The organism is Methylocystis sp., from assembly GCF_050251305.1.
GTDB lineage: Bacteria > Pseudomonadota > Alphaproteobacteria > Rhizobiales > Beijerinckiaceae > Methylocystis.
The window spans coordinates 1-18,048 of the sequence record NZ_JBFWNB010000004.1 but is presented as its reverse complement, the minus strand read 5'-3'; the positions used below and the strand labels follow the sequence as shown (position 1 = coordinate 18,048).

Annotated in this window: 15 protein-coding genes; 9 read left to right on the top strand and 6 right to left on the bottom strand. The window is 63.5% G+C overall.

Going from position 1 to position 18,048, the window contains the following annotated elements; genetic code table 11:
• Nucleotides 1-214 precede the first annotated feature (214 nt).
• A complete protein-coding gene (locus AB7F41_RS02335; RefSeq protein WP_428380245.1) occupies nucleotides 215-811 on the bottom strand; it encodes a hypothetical protein in 597 nt (198 codons plus the stop codon).
• Nucleotides 812-838: 27 nt separating this feature from the next.
• Nucleotides 839-3,292, bottom strand: coding sequence for a YadA family autotransporter adhesin (locus AB7F41_RS02330; RefSeq protein WP_428406430.1), 2,454 nt, complete (start codon nucleotides 3,290-3,292; stop codon nucleotides 839-841).
• Nucleotides 3,293-3,838: 546 nt separating this feature from the next.
• Here AB7F41_RS02330 and AB7F41_RS02325 point away from each other — a divergent pair.
• A complete protein-coding gene (locus AB7F41_RS02325) occupies nucleotides 3,839-5,431 on the top strand; it encodes a methyltransferase regulatory domain-containing protein (RefSeq protein ID WP_428380248.1) in 1,593 nt (530 codons plus the stop codon).
• Between the two features lie 107 nt (nucleotides 5,432-5,538).
• Here the strand turns inward: AB7F41_RS02325 and AB7F41_RS02320 are convergent, their stop codons facing one another.
• Nucleotides 5,539-6,507 carry a mechanosensitive ion channel family protein gene (locus tag AB7F41_RS02320; protein WP_428380250.1) on the bottom strand — a complete coding sequence of 323 codons (969 nt, stop codon included), beginning with the start codon at nucleotides 6,505-6,507 and terminating at the stop codon, nucleotides 5,539-5,541.
• Between the two features lie 125 nt (nucleotides 6,508-6,632).
• On the opposite strand from AB7F41_RS02320, the gene AB7F41_RS02315 reads away from it, so the two are divergent.
• Complete coding sequence (locus AB7F41_RS02315; RefSeq protein ID WP_428380251.1) at nucleotides 6,633-7,355, top strand: cytochrome c oxidase assembly protein; 723 nt, start codon at nucleotides 6,633-6,635, stop codon at nucleotides 7,353-7,355.
• 204 nt (nucleotides 7,356-7,559) lie between these two features.
• On the opposite strand, the gene AB7F41_RS02310 is transcribed toward AB7F41_RS02315, so the two are convergent.
• On the bottom strand, nucleotides 7,560-8,087 hold the full coding sequence (locus AB7F41_RS02310; RefSeq protein WP_428380252.1) for an ABC transporter permease: 528 nt from the start codon (nucleotides 8,085-8,087) through the stop codon (nucleotides 7,560-7,562).
• Between the two features lie 313 nt (nucleotides 8,088-8,400).
• On the opposite strand from AB7F41_RS02310, the gene ppsA reads away from it, so the two are divergent.
• The 7 genes from ppsA to AB7F41_RS02275 all read left to right on the top strand — a co-directional run bounded on the left by ppsA (nucleotide 8,401) and on the right by AB7F41_RS02275 (nucleotide 16,641).
• On the top strand, nucleotides 8,401-10,872 hold the full coding sequence (gene ppsA, locus AB7F41_RS02305; protein ID WP_428406429.1) for a phosphoenolpyruvate synthase: 2,472 nt from the start codon (nucleotides 8,401-8,403) through the stop codon (nucleotides 10,870-10,872).
• 104 nt (nucleotides 10,873-10,976) lie between these two features.
• On the top strand, nucleotides 10,977-12,047 hold the full coding sequence (locus AB7F41_RS02300) for a sodium:proton exchanger (RefSeq protein WP_428406428.1): 1,071 nt from the start codon (nucleotides 10,977-10,979) through the stop codon (nucleotides 12,045-12,047).
• 145 nt (nucleotides 12,048-12,192) lie between these two features.
• A complete protein-coding gene (locus AB7F41_RS02295) occupies nucleotides 12,193-12,705 on the top strand; it encodes a cupin domain-containing protein (RefSeq protein WP_428380256.1) in 513 nt (170 codons plus the stop codon).
• Between the two features lie 230 nt (nucleotides 12,706-12,935).
• Nucleotides 12,936-13,091, top strand: coding sequence for a DUF3309 domain-containing protein (locus AB7F41_RS02290; RefSeq protein ID WP_428380257.1), 156 nt, complete (start codon nucleotides 12,936-12,938; stop codon nucleotides 13,089-13,091).
• 54 nt (nucleotides 13,092-13,145) lie between these two features.
• Entirely contained in the window at nucleotides 13,146-14,291 is a 1,146-nt protein-coding gene (locus AB7F41_RS02285; RefSeq protein WP_428380258.1) for an HlyD family secretion protein, read from the top strand.
• Between the two features lie 35 nt (nucleotides 14,292-14,326).
• On the top strand, nucleotides 14,327-15,877 hold the full coding sequence (locus AB7F41_RS02280) for a DHA2 family efflux MFS transporter permease subunit (RefSeq protein ID WP_428380267.1): 1,551 nt from the start codon (nucleotides 14,327-14,329) through the stop codon (nucleotides 15,875-15,877).
• Nucleotides 15,878-16,098: 221 nt separating this feature from the next.
• Nucleotides 16,099-16,641: a DUF992 domain-containing protein gene (locus AB7F41_RS02275; RefSeq protein WP_428380259.1), complete on the top strand. Its 543-nt coding sequence runs from the start codon at nucleotides 16,099-16,101 to the stop codon at nucleotides 16,639-16,641.
• A 63-nt stretch (nucleotides 16,642-16,704) separates the two neighbouring features.
• Here AB7F41_RS02275 and AB7F41_RS02270 read toward each other — a convergent pair whose 3' ends face one another.
• Nucleotides 16,705-17,712 carry a DUF4331 family protein gene (locus AB7F41_RS02270; protein ID WP_428406427.1) on the bottom strand — a complete coding sequence of 336 codons (1,008 nt, stop codon included), beginning with the start codon at nucleotides 17,710-17,712 and terminating at the stop codon, nucleotides 16,705-16,707.
• A gap of 88 nt (nucleotides 17,713-17,800) precedes the next feature.
• The coding region (locus tag AB7F41_RS02265) for an NAD-binding protein (protein WP_428406426.1) at nucleotides 17,801-18,048 on the bottom strand (248 nt) is incomplete at its 5' end.

Sequence of the window (18,048 nt, the reverse complement as noted above, 5' to 3'; positions counted from 1 at the left end):
AGCTTAGCTCTCGCCGGCGGGCGACGCAAGAACAATATGAGAACAAAAAACACGTCGAACGAACCGAGTCGCGATTATCAATCGCCAAGTCCCGGCGTGAACGCAGATCTCTTGCCGGCCCTAATGGCCGCGCCGCTGGCCCAAACTGAAGCTCAATAAATTGCCGGGACGGCGAACCGTCCCGGCGCCTTGACGGCTCCCCTCCCGAGCGCCGTCAGGGTTTTGGCGTCGAGCTGCGGATTCCGGTCGCGCCTTTCGGCTTTGGCTTTTCCGGGGCACTGGGCGGCGGCGCCGCCGGCGCGTCGCTTGGCGCCGTCGGAGAGGACGAGCCCAGCGAAACCGAGAGGCCGAAGAGCTTCCACTGGCCCTGAACGGGCGCATAGAGCACTTCGAAGCGGATCTGAGTCGGCACGGACGGGAAAAACCCCGCCATATGCATCATTCCGCTCGATTCGATTTGCGGCAGCATGCTGAGTTGCGGCTCCAACACCGCAACGCCGGAGAGGTCCAGATTCTGGGCGCGCTGCGAGGCGAAGATCTCCCCAAGTCGCGCGGCGGTGTTCGTCTGGAATCCGGGCGCGCCGAGATCGCGCAGAACCGTATAATTGCCGGTCTTGTTCGCCTGATCGAGCGCGAGCAGAGTCGAGCGGATCAGAATCAGCACGCCGTTCTTGTCGATATCTGCCGGCTTTGGCGCCGGCGGAGGCTTCGTTGGCTTTTTTTCGGACTTCGCCGTCCGGTAAGGCTCAGGCGTCTGCGCCCAGGACGTCGCCGCCGGAAAAAAACTCGCGGCCACAAGGGCCGCGAGCATTGTTTGCTTGATCTTCACGATCATGGATCACCAGGCCATGGTCACGCCCGCACGGCCGGCGACGCCGCCGTATTTCAGACCCGCGCCGACGCCGGCGTTGACGACCATCCAGTCGTTCACGCGCAGTTGCGCCTGAGCGGCAAGGCCGTACTGACCGCGGAAGGTGCCGAAGTTGCCGGTGACCGCGAACCACTTGTTGTCCGGCAGATAGCTCGCGCCGCCGAGCGCGACGGCGACCGCCGTGCCCTCATAGCCGCGCTTCACCGACCTGCCGAGGTCATACACGCTCTGCGACAGACCCAGGACGCCGGCCTGGAGACCAGCAATGTCCTGCGGACCGAAGTTGGAGGTCGCGAGATGACCTTGCGCATCGGTCGTCGTAAAGAACGTCGGACCGACCTGCGAGGCGAGGCTCGCCGCTGAGGTGATGCCCGGCGCCTGGTAGGTGGTGGTCGCCGTTCCGAGCATCATCTGATTCGGAGCGTTAGCAACTGCGCCGGCGCCAAGCGCCGTCGAGTTCGCGAAGGCGGCCGTCGCGCCTGTGCCAACCGCCGTCGAGTTAAAGCCCGTCGCCGATGCTCCTTGTCCATAAGCAGCCGAGTTAACCCCGGTCGCGGTCGTGAAGTCGCCAACGGCCGTGCCATTGTTCGACGCACTCGAATTGAGACCGATCGCGATCGAGTCCGTCGCCTTTGCATTGGTGCCGATCGCGATGGCGTTCGGACCTACCGCTCCGGCCTGAGCATTATTGCCGATGGCGACAGCGTTCGCGCCAAGCGCCTGCGAACCGACGCCGCCCGCGAAGGAGTTGGCGCCAATCGCGCTGTTGGAAACACCAACCGCCGTAGACTGAAATCCCGACGAGTTGTTATGAGAACCAAGGGCTACGGAATGATTGCCAGTCGCATTGTTGAACGCGCCGACCGCGACCGTATGTGCGTTGGTGGACGTGTTGCTCACGCCGACCGCGGTGGCGCCCAACCCCGTGCCATCGCTATTCGCAATATTGCCGCTACCGATGGCGGTGTCGTCCGTGGCAAGCGCTTTACTGTTGGCGCCGACCGCAGTCGATCGAGTGCCAGCAGCCGTGTTGTTGGCGCCCATCGCTGTGGACTGCGCCTTCGAAGCGCTGTTGCCAGAACCGGTCGCCGTCGAATCATCCCCAGTGGCGGAGTTATTGGCGCCGACCGCCGTAGCCTGGGCCTTCGAAGCGTTGTTGGTGCTGCCGAAAGCCGACGCCTGGAACGCCGATGTGGTGTTGTTGTTACCGACGGCGGTGGAGAAGGTGCCGCTCGCGGTGGTGTTGGCGCCGATCGCCACGTCCTCGAGGCCCGTCGCTTTCGCGTTCGAACCGCCGATCGCCGTGGAGAAATCGCCGGTGGCCTGGGTGCCGGAGCCGAGCGCCGTGCTGGCGTTGGCTGTGGACTTGGCGTTGGTGCCGAACGCGGCGGAGTTGTTCTTGCCGGTGGCCGTCGATCCATCGCCGACCGCCGTGCCGTTGTTAGACGCCTTGGAGTTAAGACCGATCGCAACCGAGTCGGTGGCCTCGGCGTTGGTGCCGATGGCGATCGCATTGGGGCCGTTGGCGCCAGCCTCGGCGCCAGTGCCGATGGCGATGCTGTTCTTGCTCAGGACGCTCGCGCCGGCCGTCGTGCCGTCGCCGCCGCCAATCGCGGTGCCGCCCGTCGCCGTTTTCGCGACAGTCGCGCCGGCCAGGCCCGACTTGCTGCTGCCGCCAATCGCCGTCGAGCTGTTCGCGCCGGCGACCGACTGGTTGCCGATCGAAATCGCGCCCTTGCCATTGGCGACCGCGCCAGGCGTGCCGCCCGTAGATTCCACGCCGCCGATGGCGACCGAGCCCTCGCCGTTCGCCTGGGCGCCGGGATCGATATTGCCGCCCGCGCCGATGGCGGTGGCGCCATGCGCCGTAGCCTTGGTCGCGTTCGCGGGGTCGGGCGAGCCGCCGATGGCGATCGATTCGCGTGCGTCAGGCGTCGTCTGAGCGTTATGGCCGATCGCGACCGACTCGGTGCCTTCCGCCTTTGAGGCGGCGCCGAGCGCCGTGTCACCGTCGCCAACAGCCTCGGCGTCCGCGCCGAAGGCCGACGAGTCCGCGCCGAACGCCGACGCGCCTGAAGGACCATTCTTACCGTTATCGCCGCCGACCGCCGTGCTGCCGTCGCCCGGCGCGAAGGCGTCGCCGCCCACCGCAGTCGAGTTCTTGCCAGTGGCCGATGTGCCAATGCCGTTGCCGTCAGTGTCCGATCCGATCGCGACGGAGCCTTTGGCCGTCGCTTTGGTGTCATTGCCGACCGCTGTGCTGTTCGTGCCGGTGGCGGTCGCGTCCAGTCCACAGGCGGTATTTTGGGAGTTGCCGCCGTCGGTAGAGCCGGAGAAGCCGGGGACCGGCGGAAGGGCGCCGTTCAAAGCGTTGGCGCATTCAAACGCGCTCGCCGACGTCGGAACGAAGGCGACGCCCATCGCCACGGCGGCGGAGCCGCCCATCAGGGCGCGGCGCAATGCGATGGAACCATTTTTGGGCTTGATGAGTTTCTGAGACAGTTTGGTCATGGTCAGTTCCCATTCCTTGGACTGCGAAGAGCACCGAACCGCGATTTTTGCCAAGCCGCGGGAAGTGGTCCCGCTGAATAAAATTTAGACGCCCATGCACAGTCAACGACGAACGCCCCGTTCGGCGTGCGCTTTGGCCACATTTCCGGGAGCTGTGATAAAAAGGAGACAGTGCCGGTTGGGCCCTAAAAAGCGCTGCAAACGCGCCAACTCGTCGCAAATGATTGAACTGAAGCGCTGAACTTATCGCGCCTTGAATTTGGCGCCGTAGAACTACGTAGCCGCCTTTTCTGACAGACGCATCGCGCGTTCGAATATCGTTAACGCGCGAGCGTCGAGTTTAAATGTGGTTAACAAACGATTCTCGAGCGCGAGGCGCGCAGCGAATCTCGCGACATTGCAAATTGACCGGGCCAAGGGGAGAATGAATCTCCTTTAGGCATCGGAAACTTGCTTATGACGACTCACTTCGGGACGGCCGTGCAGGCCGCGATCGCGCGCAACGCCGCTTCGTACGACGACCTCCCCTATGTCTCGCATCCGTTTCCGCAGACAAATCCGGCGCGACTGGGCGCAATCGCCCGCATTTTCAAACTAAAGGCGGGCGACCTTTCGCGCGCGCGCGTGTTGGAGCTCGGATGCGCCGCCGGGGGCAATCTTATTCCGCTCGCGGCCCGGCATCCTGACGCCTATTTTCTCGGCATCGACCTCTCGCAGCGGCAAATCGATGAAGGCCAGCAGCGAATCGCCGCCCTGGGGCTTTCCAACGTCAATCTGCGCCGCCAAAGCCTCACCGACCTTCGCGCGAAGGACGGCGGCTTCGACTACATTATCTGTCACGGCGTCTACAGCTGGGTTCCCGAACCGGTCCGCGACTCGATTCTGCGGATCGCCCGCGAGAATCTGGCGCCGCATGGCGTCGCCTTCATCAGCTACAATGTTCAGCCCGGATGGCGATTGCGCCAGACGTTGCGCGATGCGCTGGCGTTGCATGTCGGGTCGCATGGATCGCTGCGCGAGCGCGTGGCCCGCGCCCGCGAGATGCTGTCCTTTCTGGAGCAGAATACGCCGGCGGAGACCACCTGGGGCCAGATCTTCCGCGCCGAAGCCGCAAGTTTGAGGACGGCGGACGATTCCTACATCGGCCACGAATTTCTCGAAGACTGCAACGAGCCTTGCAGTTTCTCCGAATTCATGGCGGCCGCCGGAGGCCGCGGACTGGCCTATCTCGGCGAGTCGGTGCTCTCCGCGATGATGCCCGAGAACATGAACCCGGCCGCGGCGCCTCTGCTGCGTTCGCTCGCGGGCGATAATCAGGTTTCGCTCGAGCAGCACATGGACATTTTCACCGGCCGGACCTTCCGCCAGACGTTGCTTATCCATAAGGAGCGCGAAAGCGCATGCGTCCGCAGGATATTGCCTGAGGCGACCGAGGGGCTTCATTTCACTGCGCGGCCGAATTTCGAATTTTCGCGCGAGGAAGACGGAAAGGCGTTCTTCGCCGACGGCTCCGGCGCCTGGTTCTCGACGCCGGACGCCGGCGTCCGCAAGGCGATCGAAGCGCTCGTCGCGCGACTGCCGGATTCGAGTTCGATCGACGAACTCGTTGCGGCGATAGAAGTGCACGGCGTCTCCGTGGACGACGGACTGCGCCACAGGATCGCCGACGCGCTGCTGCGCATGGCGCTCGTCGGCCTGGTGACCGCCTCGACCGAGCCCTTCCGGATGGCGAGGTCGCTCTCCGCGAAACCCGTCGCCTGCCCCATGCTGCGCGCCGACGCGGCCGCCGGGGTGCTGCATTCGGCCAATCTGCGGCACGAACCGATCCGGCTCGATATCGTCGCCCAGGTGGTGACGCCGCTGCTCGACGGCGGCAATGACCGCGAGGCCCTGATCGCAGCGACCATCGCCGCCGCAGAGGCCGGACGCGTGACCTTCCAGCGCGCCGGCCAGACCGTGGAGGAGCCGCAGGACATCGCCGCCTGCGCCGTCGAGCATGTCGATCGCGTGCTGAACCATCTTCAAACCAACGCCTGCCTCATCGCCTGAGACCGCCTGCAGACCGGGCGCGGATCAGCTGCTTGCCGGCGTGTGCGACGGCATCACGGGGGCGGAGCGCCCGGCGAGGCAAGCGACGCAGTCGGTTGCGAACGTCACTAGCCGCTTCGGGGTAAGCCGCTGGCGTGCGCCGGCATGGCCGCAGCCTGTTTGCGCGGCGCCGGACGTTCTTTGGGCGCTGGCCAGCCTTCCCGCTGCCGTCCGCGCTCGCCGTCCGTTTCCTCCGTCTGATCGTGGAACAGGATCTGATAGGTCGGGAAGGGCATATCCACGCCGGCCGCGGTGAGAGCGGGCGCGATCGCGCGATAGACTTCATCTGTCGATTCGACGACCTCGCGCATGATCGTCGGCTGTATCCAGTACCGCACTTCGAGATTGACGCCGAAATCGCCAAGGCTCTGAAACAGCACAGCCGGCCACGGTTCATGCAGCACGCGCTCGATTTTCGCGATTTCCTCGAGAATGATCGCGCTGGCTTTGGCGACGTCATCGCTGACCCCGATCGTGATCATCAGGTGAATGCGGCGCGCGTTATAGGCGGTGTTGACCACGACCCGGTTCGTATAGAGCTCGCTGTTCGGAATCACGACGCGGCGACTGTCATAGGTGCGCAGCAGAGTCGCGCGGATCTGAATGTCTTCGACCGTCCCCTCATGCGCGCCGCTGACGATCTGGTCGCCGATATGGAAGGGACGCGTCACCAGCAGCAGAATGCCGGCGAGCAGATTCTGAAAGATGTCCTTCGCCGCGAAACCGACGGCGACGCTGCCAACGCCAAGCGCGCCGAACACCGAAGCGGCGTCGAGCGAGGGCAAAACGACGGACAATGCGATGATCGCGCCGATGAGATTGACCGCGCCGCGACCGAGCCTCGAGAAGATCTTGACGATGTGTCGCGGCTGTCCGGAACGCGTCGCAACCCTTGCGATCCCGCGTCCAACGCCCAAGGCGATCAGGAAAAAGACGAAATAGACGAAGAGTCCGAACGCCAGATTCGGCAAGAACGCGATAAACCCCTGCCAGATGTTCTGAAGCCTCTCCCAGCCTGCGTCCAGTTGAAAATCCATGATCTGATCCCTGCGGTGAGGCTTAAACGCCGGGATGGGGGCGAGGTTCCTCCTGAAAGGGCGCTTCCTTTCGATAACAAACCGCGAATGCTGGATTGTGGACGGCCGCGGCCGATATAGTTCTTATGCGGGCGACGCCGATCGATAACAGCGCAGCGCCGACGAAAGGCGCTTCGGTTTCGCAATCAGAGGCGCTGATCGCGCTCCTCGTCGGCTGTGCGGTGGGACTCGTGGTTTTCGCAGGCCCGGGCTTGGGTCCCCGCGCATCGCATATGGCCAGCCATATTTTGCTGATGAGCGCCGTCGCGCCGTTTCTGGCCGTCCTGTGGACGCGATTTGCGCCAGCGCCGAAGCTGGCCGCCGGCGGCGCCCTGGCGGTTGTCGCCACGGCGCAGATCGCGCTCCTCTATGCGTGGCATGCGCCTGGTCTCTCGGGCTATTTGGAGGCGCGTCCCGCCGCACATTTTTCGATGCATGCGGCGCTGCTGGCGGTTGCGCTGCTCTTCTGGCTCGCGATACTCGGCGATCCCGGCGCGGGTCGGTGGCGCGGGGTCGCCGCGCTGGCGATCACCGGCAAGCTCGCCTGCCTCCTCGGCGTCCTGCTCGTATTCGCGCCCCGCATCCTCGACCCAAGCGCGCCGGGCGTGTCCGCGTCCTCCGAAACAGCCCTGGCGGATCAGCGGCTCGCCGGCCTGCTGATGCTGGCGGCCTGCCCCTTGAGCTACGTGCTGAGCGGGGTGGCGATCGCGTCGCGCTGGCTTTCGGACATGGAGGCTAATCGCGCCGCCGCCTGCGCACAGGCTTTCCATCCGGACGGCGCCGCGGGCGACGGACACGGATCACGTTAGCGAATGCAATGGCGCACGTTTAGATTGAATATCTGGCGGGAAGGCCAACGGCCGTCCGAGCGCGTCGTGGGACACGGCTCACCGGACGACGGTTGCGCCAAAGACGCCCCGGCGCTCCTCGCGCCGGTACAAAGCATATGCGTCCGCCTCTCGAAAAGGCGATCAGCCGAGTCGCGCGCGACTCTCCGCGCCCGCGTTCGAGGCTCAGGCGGCCGGCTTGGCCTGTTGTTCGGCGACCTTGACCGGAAGCTGCGTGCGAATCGCATCGACGATCCGCTGAACGGAGGCTTCCGCCTCGGCGCCGCGCTTCTCCGCCGCGACCGCGCGCTGCTCCATGGCCAGGAACTCAGCGTGTTTTGCAGCGAGCTGCGACTGCAGCGCCTCAAGGTCTTTCCGGGTCTGAACCAGGGCCGCCGAGAGCTCGGCGGCCTCGGCCTCCGATTTCTGCAGGCTGGCTTCGGCGCGATCGCCGCGGTCTTCAGCGCGCTCGAGCTTCTCCCTCACCGCGTTCGCGGCGCTATGCGCGCGCGCAACCGCCTGAGCGGACTGCTTTTCGAGCTCCTTTATCGCTGCGGCCGCCTGGGACACAAGGTCCAGCGCCGCCGTAGCGTCGTCATTGGCGCGCGGCCGCTGACGGGGCGGAAAGTTCATCGCCGGCGGAGGCGCCGGCGGCCTGTTGTCCCCTCTCGGGATGATTTCGTCCATCACCTGATCCAGATCCAGCGAATCCATTTGCGTCTCCCGCCATCGCACGAGCTGGATTGGGCCAGCCGTCCAGTCGGATTCCCATTATGGTCAAGAATCCGGCTAAATCTCGACCGCCACGCCAAGCTTCAGCCGTGAACTGCGGGATCAGCGCCTTTCCCAGGATAAAGCGGCCTCCTCGACTCCATGGTTAAGCTAACATGGTCGCCGAAGCGACCAAAAATGTACACGGGCCAAAACAAATTCTGTGCAAAGGCGATTGGCGCCGCGCCTTCGCAATAATTGTAGCCCAATCGCCGTAAGGACCCCGCACCATGACTTCCCAACAGAAGAGCTCGTCATGAATGAATCGGCCAATCCAAGCATTTCCCGTGACGCAAAGCCTGCAGATCCGGCCTCCGGTCAGTTCATTCGGTTTTTCAGCGAGGTCGGCATCGCCGACGTGCCGCTTGTGGGCGGCAAGAACGCCTCGCTTGGCGAGATGTATCAGGAGCTGACGGCGAAGGGCATCCTCGTGCCCAATGGCTTCGCCGTCACCGCGGACGCCTATCGCTACACGATCGACCAGGCGGGCGCCTGGACCGCGCTCAAAGAAGCGCTCGAGGGGCTGGACCCGTCTGACATCGACGATCTCGCCAAGCGCGCCGCGCGGGCGCGCGACATCGTCTATGGCGCGCAACTGCCCGCCGATCTCGAAGCCGAGATTCGAACCGCCCTCGCGCGCCTCACAGCGGAATACGGCGACGACCTGACGGTCGCCGTGCGGTCTTCGGCGACGGCCGAAGATTTGCCCAACGCGAGTTTCGCCGGCCAGCACGATACCTATCTCAATGTGCGCGGCGCCTCCGCCGTCCTCGACGCCGTCCGCCACTGCTTCGCCAGCCTGTTCACGGACCGCGCCATCCGCTATCGAATCGACAACGGCTTCGATCACTTCAAAGTGTTCCTTTCCGCCTGCGTGATGAAAATGGTGCGTTCGGACGTGGCGGCCTCGGGCGTCGTCTTCACGATCGACACCGAAAGCGGATTCGAAGACGTGGTGTTCATCACGGGCGCCTACGGCCTTGGCGAAAACGTCGTGCAAGGGGCCGTCGATCCCGATGAATTTTACGTCTTCAAGCCGACGTATCGGCAGGGCAAGCGCGCCGTGCTGAAGCGCGCGCTCGGGCCCAAAAAAATCAGGATGATTTTTTCGGATCGGGGCCGAGCGACGACGCGCAATATTCCCACGGACGCCAAGGAAAGAGAAAAGTTCTGCATTTCCGACGAAGAGGCGCTGCAGCTCGCCGGCCAGGCGATCCAGATCGAAGACCATTATAGCGCCATGGCGGGCGCGCACCGCCCCATGGATATCGAGTGGGCCAAGGTCGGCCTCGACGGCAAACTCTACATCGTGCAGGCCCGCCCGGAAACCGTGGCGTCGCGCCGCGACCGGAACGTCGCCGAAATTTACAAGGTCAAGACGCATGGGGCGCTGAAAATCGAAGGACGCGCGGTCGGCGCAAAGATCGCGAGCGGCAAGGCGCGCGTGATCGAGCGCGCCAGCGAGCTCTCGACCTTCGTTCCGGGAGAGATCCTCGTCGCCGACACGACGTCGCCCGATTGGGGGACGGTGATGAAATCGGCGGCGGCCATCGTGACGAACCGCGGCGGCCGGACATGTCATGCGGCGATCGTCGCGCGCGAACTTGGCATTCCCGCAATCGTCGGCACCGATGCGGCGACGCGCCTCATCCGCACCGGCGACCTGATTTCGGTGAGTTGCGCCGAGGGCGACGTCGGAAAAGTCTACGACGGCCCGATCGACTTCGACGTCGAGAAAGTCGACCTCAAGACTCTGGCGAAGCCGGCCACGCACATCATGATGAACGTCGGCAACCCCGATATCGCCTTCGGCCTTGCGGCCGTGCCCAATGACGGCGTCGGACTTGCGCGCATGGAGTTCATCATCGCGGACTCGATCAAGGCGCATCCGATGGCGCTCATTCATCCCGAGCGGCTCGGAGCGCGCGAACGCGCCGAAATCGAGAGACTGACGGCCAATTACGAAAGCCCGAGCGAGTTCTTCGTGAAGCGCCTGTCCGAGGGCGTCGGCACGATCGCCGCGGCCTTCTATCCGAAGCCTGTCGTGGTGCGCATGTCCGACTTCAAGAGCAATGAATATGCGTCATTGCTCGGCGGAGAGGTTTTCGAAACGCCGGAAGCCAATCCGATGATCGGCTTTCGCGGCGCGTCGCGCTATGCGCACCCCGCCTATCGGGAAGGTTTCGCGCTCGAATGCGCAGCGATGAACCGCGTGCGCGACGAGATGGGCCTGACGAACGTCAGATTGATGATTCCTTTCTGCCGCCGCATCGAAGAAGCGGAGAAGGTCATTGCGCTGATGCGCGAGCTTGGCCTCGAACGCGGCAAGAATGGACTCGAGATCTATGTGATGTGCGAGATCCCGAACAATGTCATGCTGATCGATCAATTCGCCAAGCATTTCGATGGCTTCTCGATCGGATCGAACGATCTGACGCAGCTGACGCTTGGCGTCGACCGCGACTCGGAAATCGTCGCCTTCGACTTCGACGAACGCGACGACGGCGTCAAGGAGATCATTCGCTTGGCGATAGAGGGCGCGAAGCGCAATGGACGCCACTGCGGCATCTGCGGCCAGGCGCCATCGGATTATCCCGAGATCGCTGAATTCCTCGTGCGCCTGGGAATCGACTCGATCAGTCTCAACCCCGATACGGTTTTGCAGACGACAAGACGCATCGTCGACTTGGAGACGCATCTCGGTCGAGGGACGAGAACAACCGATTGACCGCTCTGGCCAGCGCAGATCCCTCCCGCTAAACGACGCTCCCAACATTCTGATAGCGCGTTGATCGACCTGTGGCGCGCGTCGCCCGAAACGAGGAAAAACAAATGAACGCGGCGGCCAACGGCAAAGTCCTCGCGACGATGGCTCCAGCGGCAGGACTTGTCGGCGTCGCCGCCGCGTTGCATTTCGCAGAAACTGACCCGATCTTCAACTTCGTCGCTTCGGCTTTGGCGCTGGCCAGCGTCGCGCATGTCATTGGCGAAGCCACCGACCAGCTCGGCAACCATTTGTCGGCGGCGACGACGGGCATTGTGCAGTCGGCGGTCGGCAATCTCCCGGAGCTGTTCGTCTGCATCTTCGCGCTGCGCGCCGGCCTGTTGACCGTCGTGCAGGCCTCGCTGATCGGCTCCATTCTGTCGAACGCGCTCTTCGTCCTGGGGCTCGCCTTCATAGCCGGCGGCTGGCGATTCGGCGTGCTTCACTTCGAAAATCAGACGCCGCGGATGATTGCGACGCTGCTCCTGCTGGCCGTTTCGGCGCTGGTGCTGCCGACGCTTGCGCAGGAACTGCACCTGCCAAGCGGCGCGCATGAGCAGGAGCTCGCCGTCGTCTGTGCCGTCGTTCTTCTTTTCGTCTTCGTTGTGCTCACCCATACGATGCTTCGTCAGGGGCAGCGCGCGCTGCCGCCTGAGACGCACGCCCGCTTGCACGCCTGGCCGCTCGGCGTCGCGATCGGCGTTCTGGCGGCCTGCGGCGGCGCCGCCGCCTTCATCTCGGACTGGTTTGTCGAAGCGCTCGGACCGGCGATCAAGATGCTGGGCATCAGCGAAGCCTTTTCCGGCCTCGTCGTCGTCGCCATCGCTGGCAACGCCGTCGAAAATGTCGTTGGGGTTCGGCTCGCCGCGCAGGGCAAGGCGGATCTGGCGGTCAGCGTCATTCTCAATTCAGCGCTTCAAGTCGCGGTCGCGCTTATTCCGATTCTCGTGCTCGTCAGCTTTGCGATGGGCGGCGCGGCGCCCTTCACGCTCGCGATACCGCCCATTCTCGCGGCGGCCCTGTTTCTTTCGGTGCTGGTGGTCACGGTCGTGACTGTCGACGGCAAAGCGGACATGGTCGACGGCGCCGCGCTTGTCGGCCTTTACGTCATCGTCGCCGCAATCTTCTGGTGGGGCTAGCGCGCGTCGACACCATGGCGGGCGGCCCCAATCTCGCAATTTTTCGAGTCTGTCAGGGGGTGAGCGCAGCCGCGCCCGCACTATATCTCCGGCCCTGAAGGCGCGCCCAGGCAGCTGGCGCGATCTGCGGCGATTGGAGTGACTCATGAAACCGAAGATTGCAATTCTCATCGGCGGCGTTCTCGCCTTGGGCGGAGCGGCTCTGGGCGGAGCGGCGTTTGGCGGAGACGTCGAGACGCACCACGTCTTTCTTCCCCAGGACATCAAATGGGAGCCCGCGCCCAGTTCGCTGCCGGGCGGCGCCGAGATGGGCGTTCTGTACGGAGATCCGACGAAAGAAGGCGAGTTCGTCGTGCGGATCAAGGCGCCGAAAGGCTATCGAATCCCGCCGCACACGCATCCCAAAGCGGAGCTCATCACGATCATCTCCGGCGCGTTCAGTTTCGGTAGAGGGCAAGCGGCCGATCGCGCCAGCGTCGAAAAGCTGCCGGCGGGGAGTTTCATTTCGATGCCGGCGGGCGTCCTCCATTATGCCTTCGCCGACGAGAGTTCCATTCTCCAGATCAACGCGGTCGGCCCCTTTAAGATCGACTATTACGACCCGAAAGACGACCCGCGTCTGAACATCGCGCCCGCAGAAGGAGCGCCGCTTCGGTAAAAAACAAGAGAGCCCGCAAGAAAACGGCTCGCGCCTTTACATCCGAGGTCGCGAGCCGTTCCGAAACTGGCCGCCGCCCGAGCGGCCGCCTATATTTCTCAGATAGGCGCGACGCGGTCGAAAGCAATAAGCCGATTCCGGCATCGACTGGAGCGCGACAAGGAACTTAAAGCCCAGCAGGAGAGTTCCGCCTTCAAGGCGCAATGGCGCCGACCAAGGGGAGTTCAACCATGCTCTCAATCGTTCTTGTCATCATCCTCTTGATGTTGCTGATCGGCGCGCTGCCGACGTGGCCCTATAGCGCCGATTGGGGCTATGCGCCGGGTGGGATCATCGGCGCGATTTTCGCCATTGTCCTGGTGATGGCGCTGATTGGCCGAGTGTAGCTCAGGGGCCGGCGCGGCGCCGCTTCGACACGTATGGCAGAGCGGAGTTGCACAATGACGGAGACGAACAGGGCCGAGCCGCTGGGCCGCACGGGAGGAGACCTTGAGCGTCAACCATTGAGCGCAGCTCCATCGTCCAGTCTCGTTAGAGGCCATCCGATCGTTGCGTCCGCAGGCGCGGCGTTTCTGATTCTTCTCGCGCTCAGCGCCTATGTTTACTGGGATTATGCGTCGCGGTTCGAGACGACTGACGACGCGTTTCTGGACGCGCGTCAATTTTCAGTTTCTCCGAAAGTGTCCGGCTACATCACCGCCGTCGACGTCACGGACAATGAGCATGTCTCCCCCGGCGACGTCATTGTGCGCATCGATCCGCGCGACTATCGGATCGCTCTCGAAGAGGCTGAGGCTCAACTTTCCGCGGCGCAAGCCACAGTGACACACGTCGACGCGCAGATCTCCGCGCAACGCGCGCAGATCGAGGCGTCGGAAGCGCAAGTGGCGCAGTCACAGGCGGCGCTCCGCTTTGCGCAGCAGGAAGCGACAAGATCTCGCACGCTGGTCAAACGCGGCACCGGGACCCTGCAGCGCCAGCAGCAAACCTCATCTGAACTCGTGCAGGAGCAGGCGCGGCGCCAAGGCGCCGGCGATACGCTCGAGGCGGCGCGCGTGCAAGTCGAGTCGCTGGAGGCGCAGCGCAAGAGCGCCGAAGCCCAGGTCGCCCAAGCCAAGGCGCAAGTCAACGCGGCGCGCCTCAACCTCTCCTATACGACGGTGACGGCCGCCGAGCCAGGCCGCATTGTCCGACTGACGGCGGCCGTCGGTCAGCTTGCGCAGGTCGGCGCAAGCCTTGCGATGTTCGTTCCCGACGATATCTGGGTGACCGCGAACTTCAAGGAGACGCAGCTCGATGACATGCGGCCCGGCCAGCCCGCGCAAATCCGCATCGACGCTTATCCCGAGCGAGAGCTTGGAGGCCGCGTCGTGAGCATTCAGCCGGGATCCGGCACGGCGTTCTCTCTGTTGCCGGCGGAAAACGCGACAGGCAACTACGTCAAGATCGTTCAAAGGGTGCCGGTGAAAATCTCGATCGGCAATTTGCCTTCCGACGTCGCGCTCGGCCCTGGGATGTCGGTCGTCCCGAGCGTTCGCGTCGACCCCCGGCTCTCCATTTACGAACGGCTGAGACGGCTGTTGTGAGCGTCGCAGGCGACTTCGGCGGCGCCTCGACTTCGATGAAGGCGTCGGATTCTCCAAATCCCTGGTTGATCGCCGTCGTCGTCTCTGTTGCGACCTTTATGGAAGTGCTGGACACGACGATCGCCAACGTCGCCCTGCCTTACATCGCCGGCGGAATGGCCGTGTCTCCCGACGAAGCGGCCTGGGTGGTGACGACCTATCTCATCTCGAATGCGGTGATCCTGACGGCGAGCAGCCATCTGGCGAAGGCGCTCGGCCGGAAGTCGTTTTTCCTCATCTGTCTAGCGCTCTTTACCGTCAGCTCAATCTTGTGCGGCTTCGCCTGGGACATCCGCTCACTGCTCTTCTTTCGAATCCTGCAGGGTCTCGGAGGCGGCGGCATGGTGCCCGTGTCGCAGTCGATTCTGGCTGACGCCTTTCCGCCCGAGAAACGTGGGCAGGGGTTCGCGCTTTTTGGCATTGCGGTGGTGGTGGCGCCGGTCGTCGGTCCGACGCTCGGGGGCTGGCTCTCGGACAATTATTCCTGGCACTGGTGCTTCTTGATCAATGGACCAATCGGGCTGGCGTCGATTGCGATGGTCGCCGTGGTGCTGAACGAACCGACGAACAAGCCATCGGCACCGCGCTTCGATTTCGTCGGATTTTTTCTCGTTTCCGCCTTCCTCGGTTCGCTTGAAGTCGTGCTTGATCGTGGTCAGCGCGACGACTGGTTTGGGTCCAACTTCATCATCGCGTTCGCCTGCGTCACGGCAGCCGCCTTTGCGCTGATGATCCCATGGGAGATCACGCGCAAGAATCCCGTGGTTGATCTCCGAATGATCGCAACACGGCAGTTCGGCGCCTGTTTTCTGGTGATGATGGCGGTGGGCGCAGTCCTCATCGCGACGACGCAGATCCTGCCGCAGCTTTTGCAGCTCTCTTTCGGCTATTCAGCGATGCTCGCCGGGCTGGTGCTGTCCCCCGGAGGCCTGGTCACCATGGCAATGATGATCGTCGTGGGGCGGCTGTCGAGCATGACGCAGCCGAAATATCTCATCATGACGGGGGCGGCGGTCGTCGCCGCGTCAACCTATTATCTTACGCAGCTCTACAGCGACGTCGGCTTCTGGTATTTCGCCAGCGCGCGGATCTTTATTGGCGTCGGCCTGCCGCTCATCTTCATCCCTGTCACGACGGCGTCCTACCACGGGCTTCCGCCAAGCAAGACGGATCAGGCGTCCGCGCTCATCAATGTCGCGCGCAATGTCGGCGGTTCAATCGGCGTTTCGCTCGCCCAGAACATCCTCGCGCGACGTGAGCAGTTCCACTTGAGCCGCCTAGCGGAACACGCCATTCCCTCCAATATCGAGTTTCAGGAGGCGTTGCGCCGCGCCACCGAATATTTTTCTTCGCTCGGCGGAACGGCGTCGGAAGCGCGGCGGCTGGCTCTGGCTTGGGTTGGCCGGCAGATCCAGACGCAGGCCTCCATTCTGGCCTATATCGACGTCTTCTACGCGCTCACCGTCATTGCAGCGATCATCATCCCGCTCGCCTGGCTGTTGCGCCGAGTCCCGCTCGGCGCTTCGCACCCCGCCCCGACGCAATGACGCGAGGCATTGACGCGACGCTTGAACCCGATCTTGAACCCGATGCTTGGAGGCGATGCTTGGATTTCTTCGAAATTGCGGTTGCAGCCGACTGCAAACCGGTTGTGCGCCGATCATCCGGCGCGCGCCTAAGGCTTCTCCACGGGGTTACTTTTTGCTTGTTTCGCCATTAGAGTTCCGCTGCGCGGCTTAAGTTCCGCAGCCATCCATGGAGTTCGATAATGGTTCATTCTTCGCTTCGGCGTACGATTTGCGCGCTATCCTTTTGCGCGCTTTCGTCCAGCGCCGCCATGGCTCAATCCGTGCAAGTCGGCACCCTTCTTTGCCATGTCTCTGGCGGCGTCGGCATGATCATCATAGAAAATCAGGCGCTCGATTGCGTCTACACGGACACCAAAGGCAACCCGCCCCAGCATTACATCGGCAGACTGACGAACGTCGGCGCCAATATCGGAATCAGCGGTCCTGGCCAGCTCATCTGGAAGGTGCTTGCGGCCACGAACAGCATCGAACCGGGCGCATTGGCGGGAGATTACGTCGGCGCCGAAGGATCGCTTGCGGTCGGAGCCGGCGCCGGCGGCGCGCTCCTCGTCGGCGGCTCGAACAAGACCATTTCCCTGCAGCCGCTCTCGGTCTCCCTGGGCACCGGCGCCAATCTTTCGGCCGGCATCGGCAATGTCAGCCTGCAATATATGCCGGTGACGCCGCCGCCCCCGCCCCCGCAGACCTCGGCCAAGCCGAAAAAAGGCCGCGCGCATCGGTAATCTGCGACGGCGCAATGGACGCAAAACGGGCGCGCCGCCGGCGCGCCCGTATTTTTTTGCCCACTACTTTGGATGCGGCGTCCCGAGGTAGGGAAACTGTTTCAAAGTGTCGGCGTGCGGCTCGAGCCCATCCGGCGGGATGTCGCCCTTCGAGAGAAAGGACAGCCTAAAATTGATGACATCGTCGGCGAAGGTGCGGCCATTCGGATAGCCGGCGGGCCTGGTTGGATCGAAGCTCAGCATATCCGGCAGGATGCCATGCGCGTCGATCGCCGCAATCGCCTCGTCCCTGGCGTAGTCGCCGGTATGGCCCATCAGATGGATGAACTGTTCGAGCCAGCGCGTGCGGTCGTTCACGGGCTCGCTGGCGTTATATTCCTCCTTCGTATCGTCGGTGTTGAAGAAGCTGCTGACCGACGGGTGGCCGGCGCGATCGGCGTGAACGAGCTTGCCGTCGCGGCGCACGCTGCAGCGTCCCCAGATCCGAAGGCCTGGATTGCCGCCAAGGACGCTCGTCGGCATCTCGACGACCGTCGAAAGAATATTAGCCTCCGTGTTCGAATCCTTTCCCGTCCAGGGAGATTTGCCGCCGAGATGCGGCGCGGTGAAATTTCTGCCGCCCGACGTATCGTACAGGGCGAGAATGCCGTCAAAGTCGAAAAAGAACGCGTCGCTGCGAACGCCGGCAAAGAAGGTGAAGTCGCCCGACTTCACGATGTTCGGCGCGTCGCCGAAGGAAACCTCGGCGCCGGAGACAACCTTCTCGCCGACAGGCTCAGGCGAGCGCGATTCCGCGCCGCGCGCCAGAAACACGTCGAACGTCTGCCTGCCGTCCTTCTTGGGCGAGAACACATAGCTGATGGCGATGTCGGTCAGGCAATCGCCGTCGTTATCGATATTGAGGCGATAGATCGCGTCAGGGTGAAACTCGTCGCAGGAGGGATTGGCGTTCAGGATGATCGCCGTCCGAGACGGGTCGGTCGGAGACTGGAAGGCGTAGAGATCGCAAAGGTCCAATCTCTGATCGCCGAGCGGCGGACCGAGACTGAGGCCGGTGAAATGATTCGACATGCATCGCCTCCATCAAACACGTGAAGAAAATAACGACTGAACTTTAGACGCGTTGGCGCCTGCACGCTATGTCGCCTCTGTTTCTGCATCATGATTGGCCGTCCTCGCCCGGCGGGCGCGCGCGATCGCCCCGAATGAACCTGATGATGCTCGAGAAATCGGCGTCGCCCTGGCCCGCGGCCTGATGGAGCGCGTAGAGCTGCGTCGCCGCGGCGCCGAGCGGCGCGGCCGCGCCGGCATGGGCAGCCGCCTCTTGCTCAAGCCTTAAATCCTTCAGCATCAGCGCGGTCATGAAGCCCGGCCTGTAGTCATGATTCGACGTCGACGTCGAGAACA

Coding starts and splice junctions, on each gene's coding strand:
- AB7F41_RS02275 (WP_428380259.1), top strand. CDS start 16,099: ATGGTTCATTCTTCGCTTCGGCGTACGATTTGCGCGCTATCCTTTTGC.
- ppsA (WP_428406429.1), top strand. CDS start 8,401: ATGAATGAATCGGCCAATCCAAGCATTTCCCGTGACGCAAAGCCTGCA.
- AB7F41_RS02295 (WP_428380256.1), top strand. CDS start 12,193: ATGAAACCGAAGATTGCAATTCTCATCGGCGGCGTTCTCGCCTTGGGC.
- AB7F41_RS02280 (WP_428380267.1), top strand. CDS start 14,327: ATGAAGGCGTCGGATTCTCCAAATCCCTGGTTGATCGCCGTCGTCGTC.
- AB7F41_RS02290 (WP_428380257.1), top strand. CDS start 12,936: ATGCTCTCAATCGTTCTTGTCATCATCCTCTTGATGTTGCTGATCGGC.
- AB7F41_RS02285 (WP_428380258.1), top strand. CDS start 13,146: ATGACGGAGACGAACAGGGCCGAGCCGCTGGGCCGCACGGGAGGAGAC.
- AB7F41_RS02270 (WP_428406427.1), bottom strand. CDS start 17,712: ATGTCGAATCATTTCACCGGCCTCAGTCTCGGTCCGCCGCTCGGCGAT.
- AB7F41_RS02315 (WP_428380251.1), top strand. CDS start 6,633: ATGCGGGCGACGCCGATCGATAACAGCGCAGCGCCGACGAAAGGCGCT.
- AB7F41_RS02300 (WP_428406428.1), top strand. CDS start 10,977: ATGAACGCGGCGGCCAACGGCAAAGTCCTCGCGACGATGGCTCCAGCG.
- AB7F41_RS02320 (WP_428380250.1), bottom strand. CDS start 6,507: ATGGATTTTCAACTGGACGCAGGCTGGGAGAGGCTTCAGAACATCTGG.
- AB7F41_RS02335 (WP_428380245.1), bottom strand. CDS start 811: ATGCTCGCGGCCCTTGTGGCCGCGAGTTTTTTTCCGGCGGCGACGTCC.
- AB7F41_RS02330 (WP_428406430.1), bottom strand. CDS start 3,292: ATGGGCGTCGCCTTCGTTCCGACGTCGGCGAGCGCGTTTGAATGCGCC.
- AB7F41_RS02310 (WP_428380252.1), bottom strand. CDS start 8,087: ATGGATTCGCTGGATCTGGATCAGGTGATGGACGAAATCATCCCGAGA.
- AB7F41_RS02325 (WP_428380248.1), top strand. CDS start 3,839: ATGACGACTCACTTCGGGACGGCCGTGCAGGCCGCGATCGCGCGCAAC.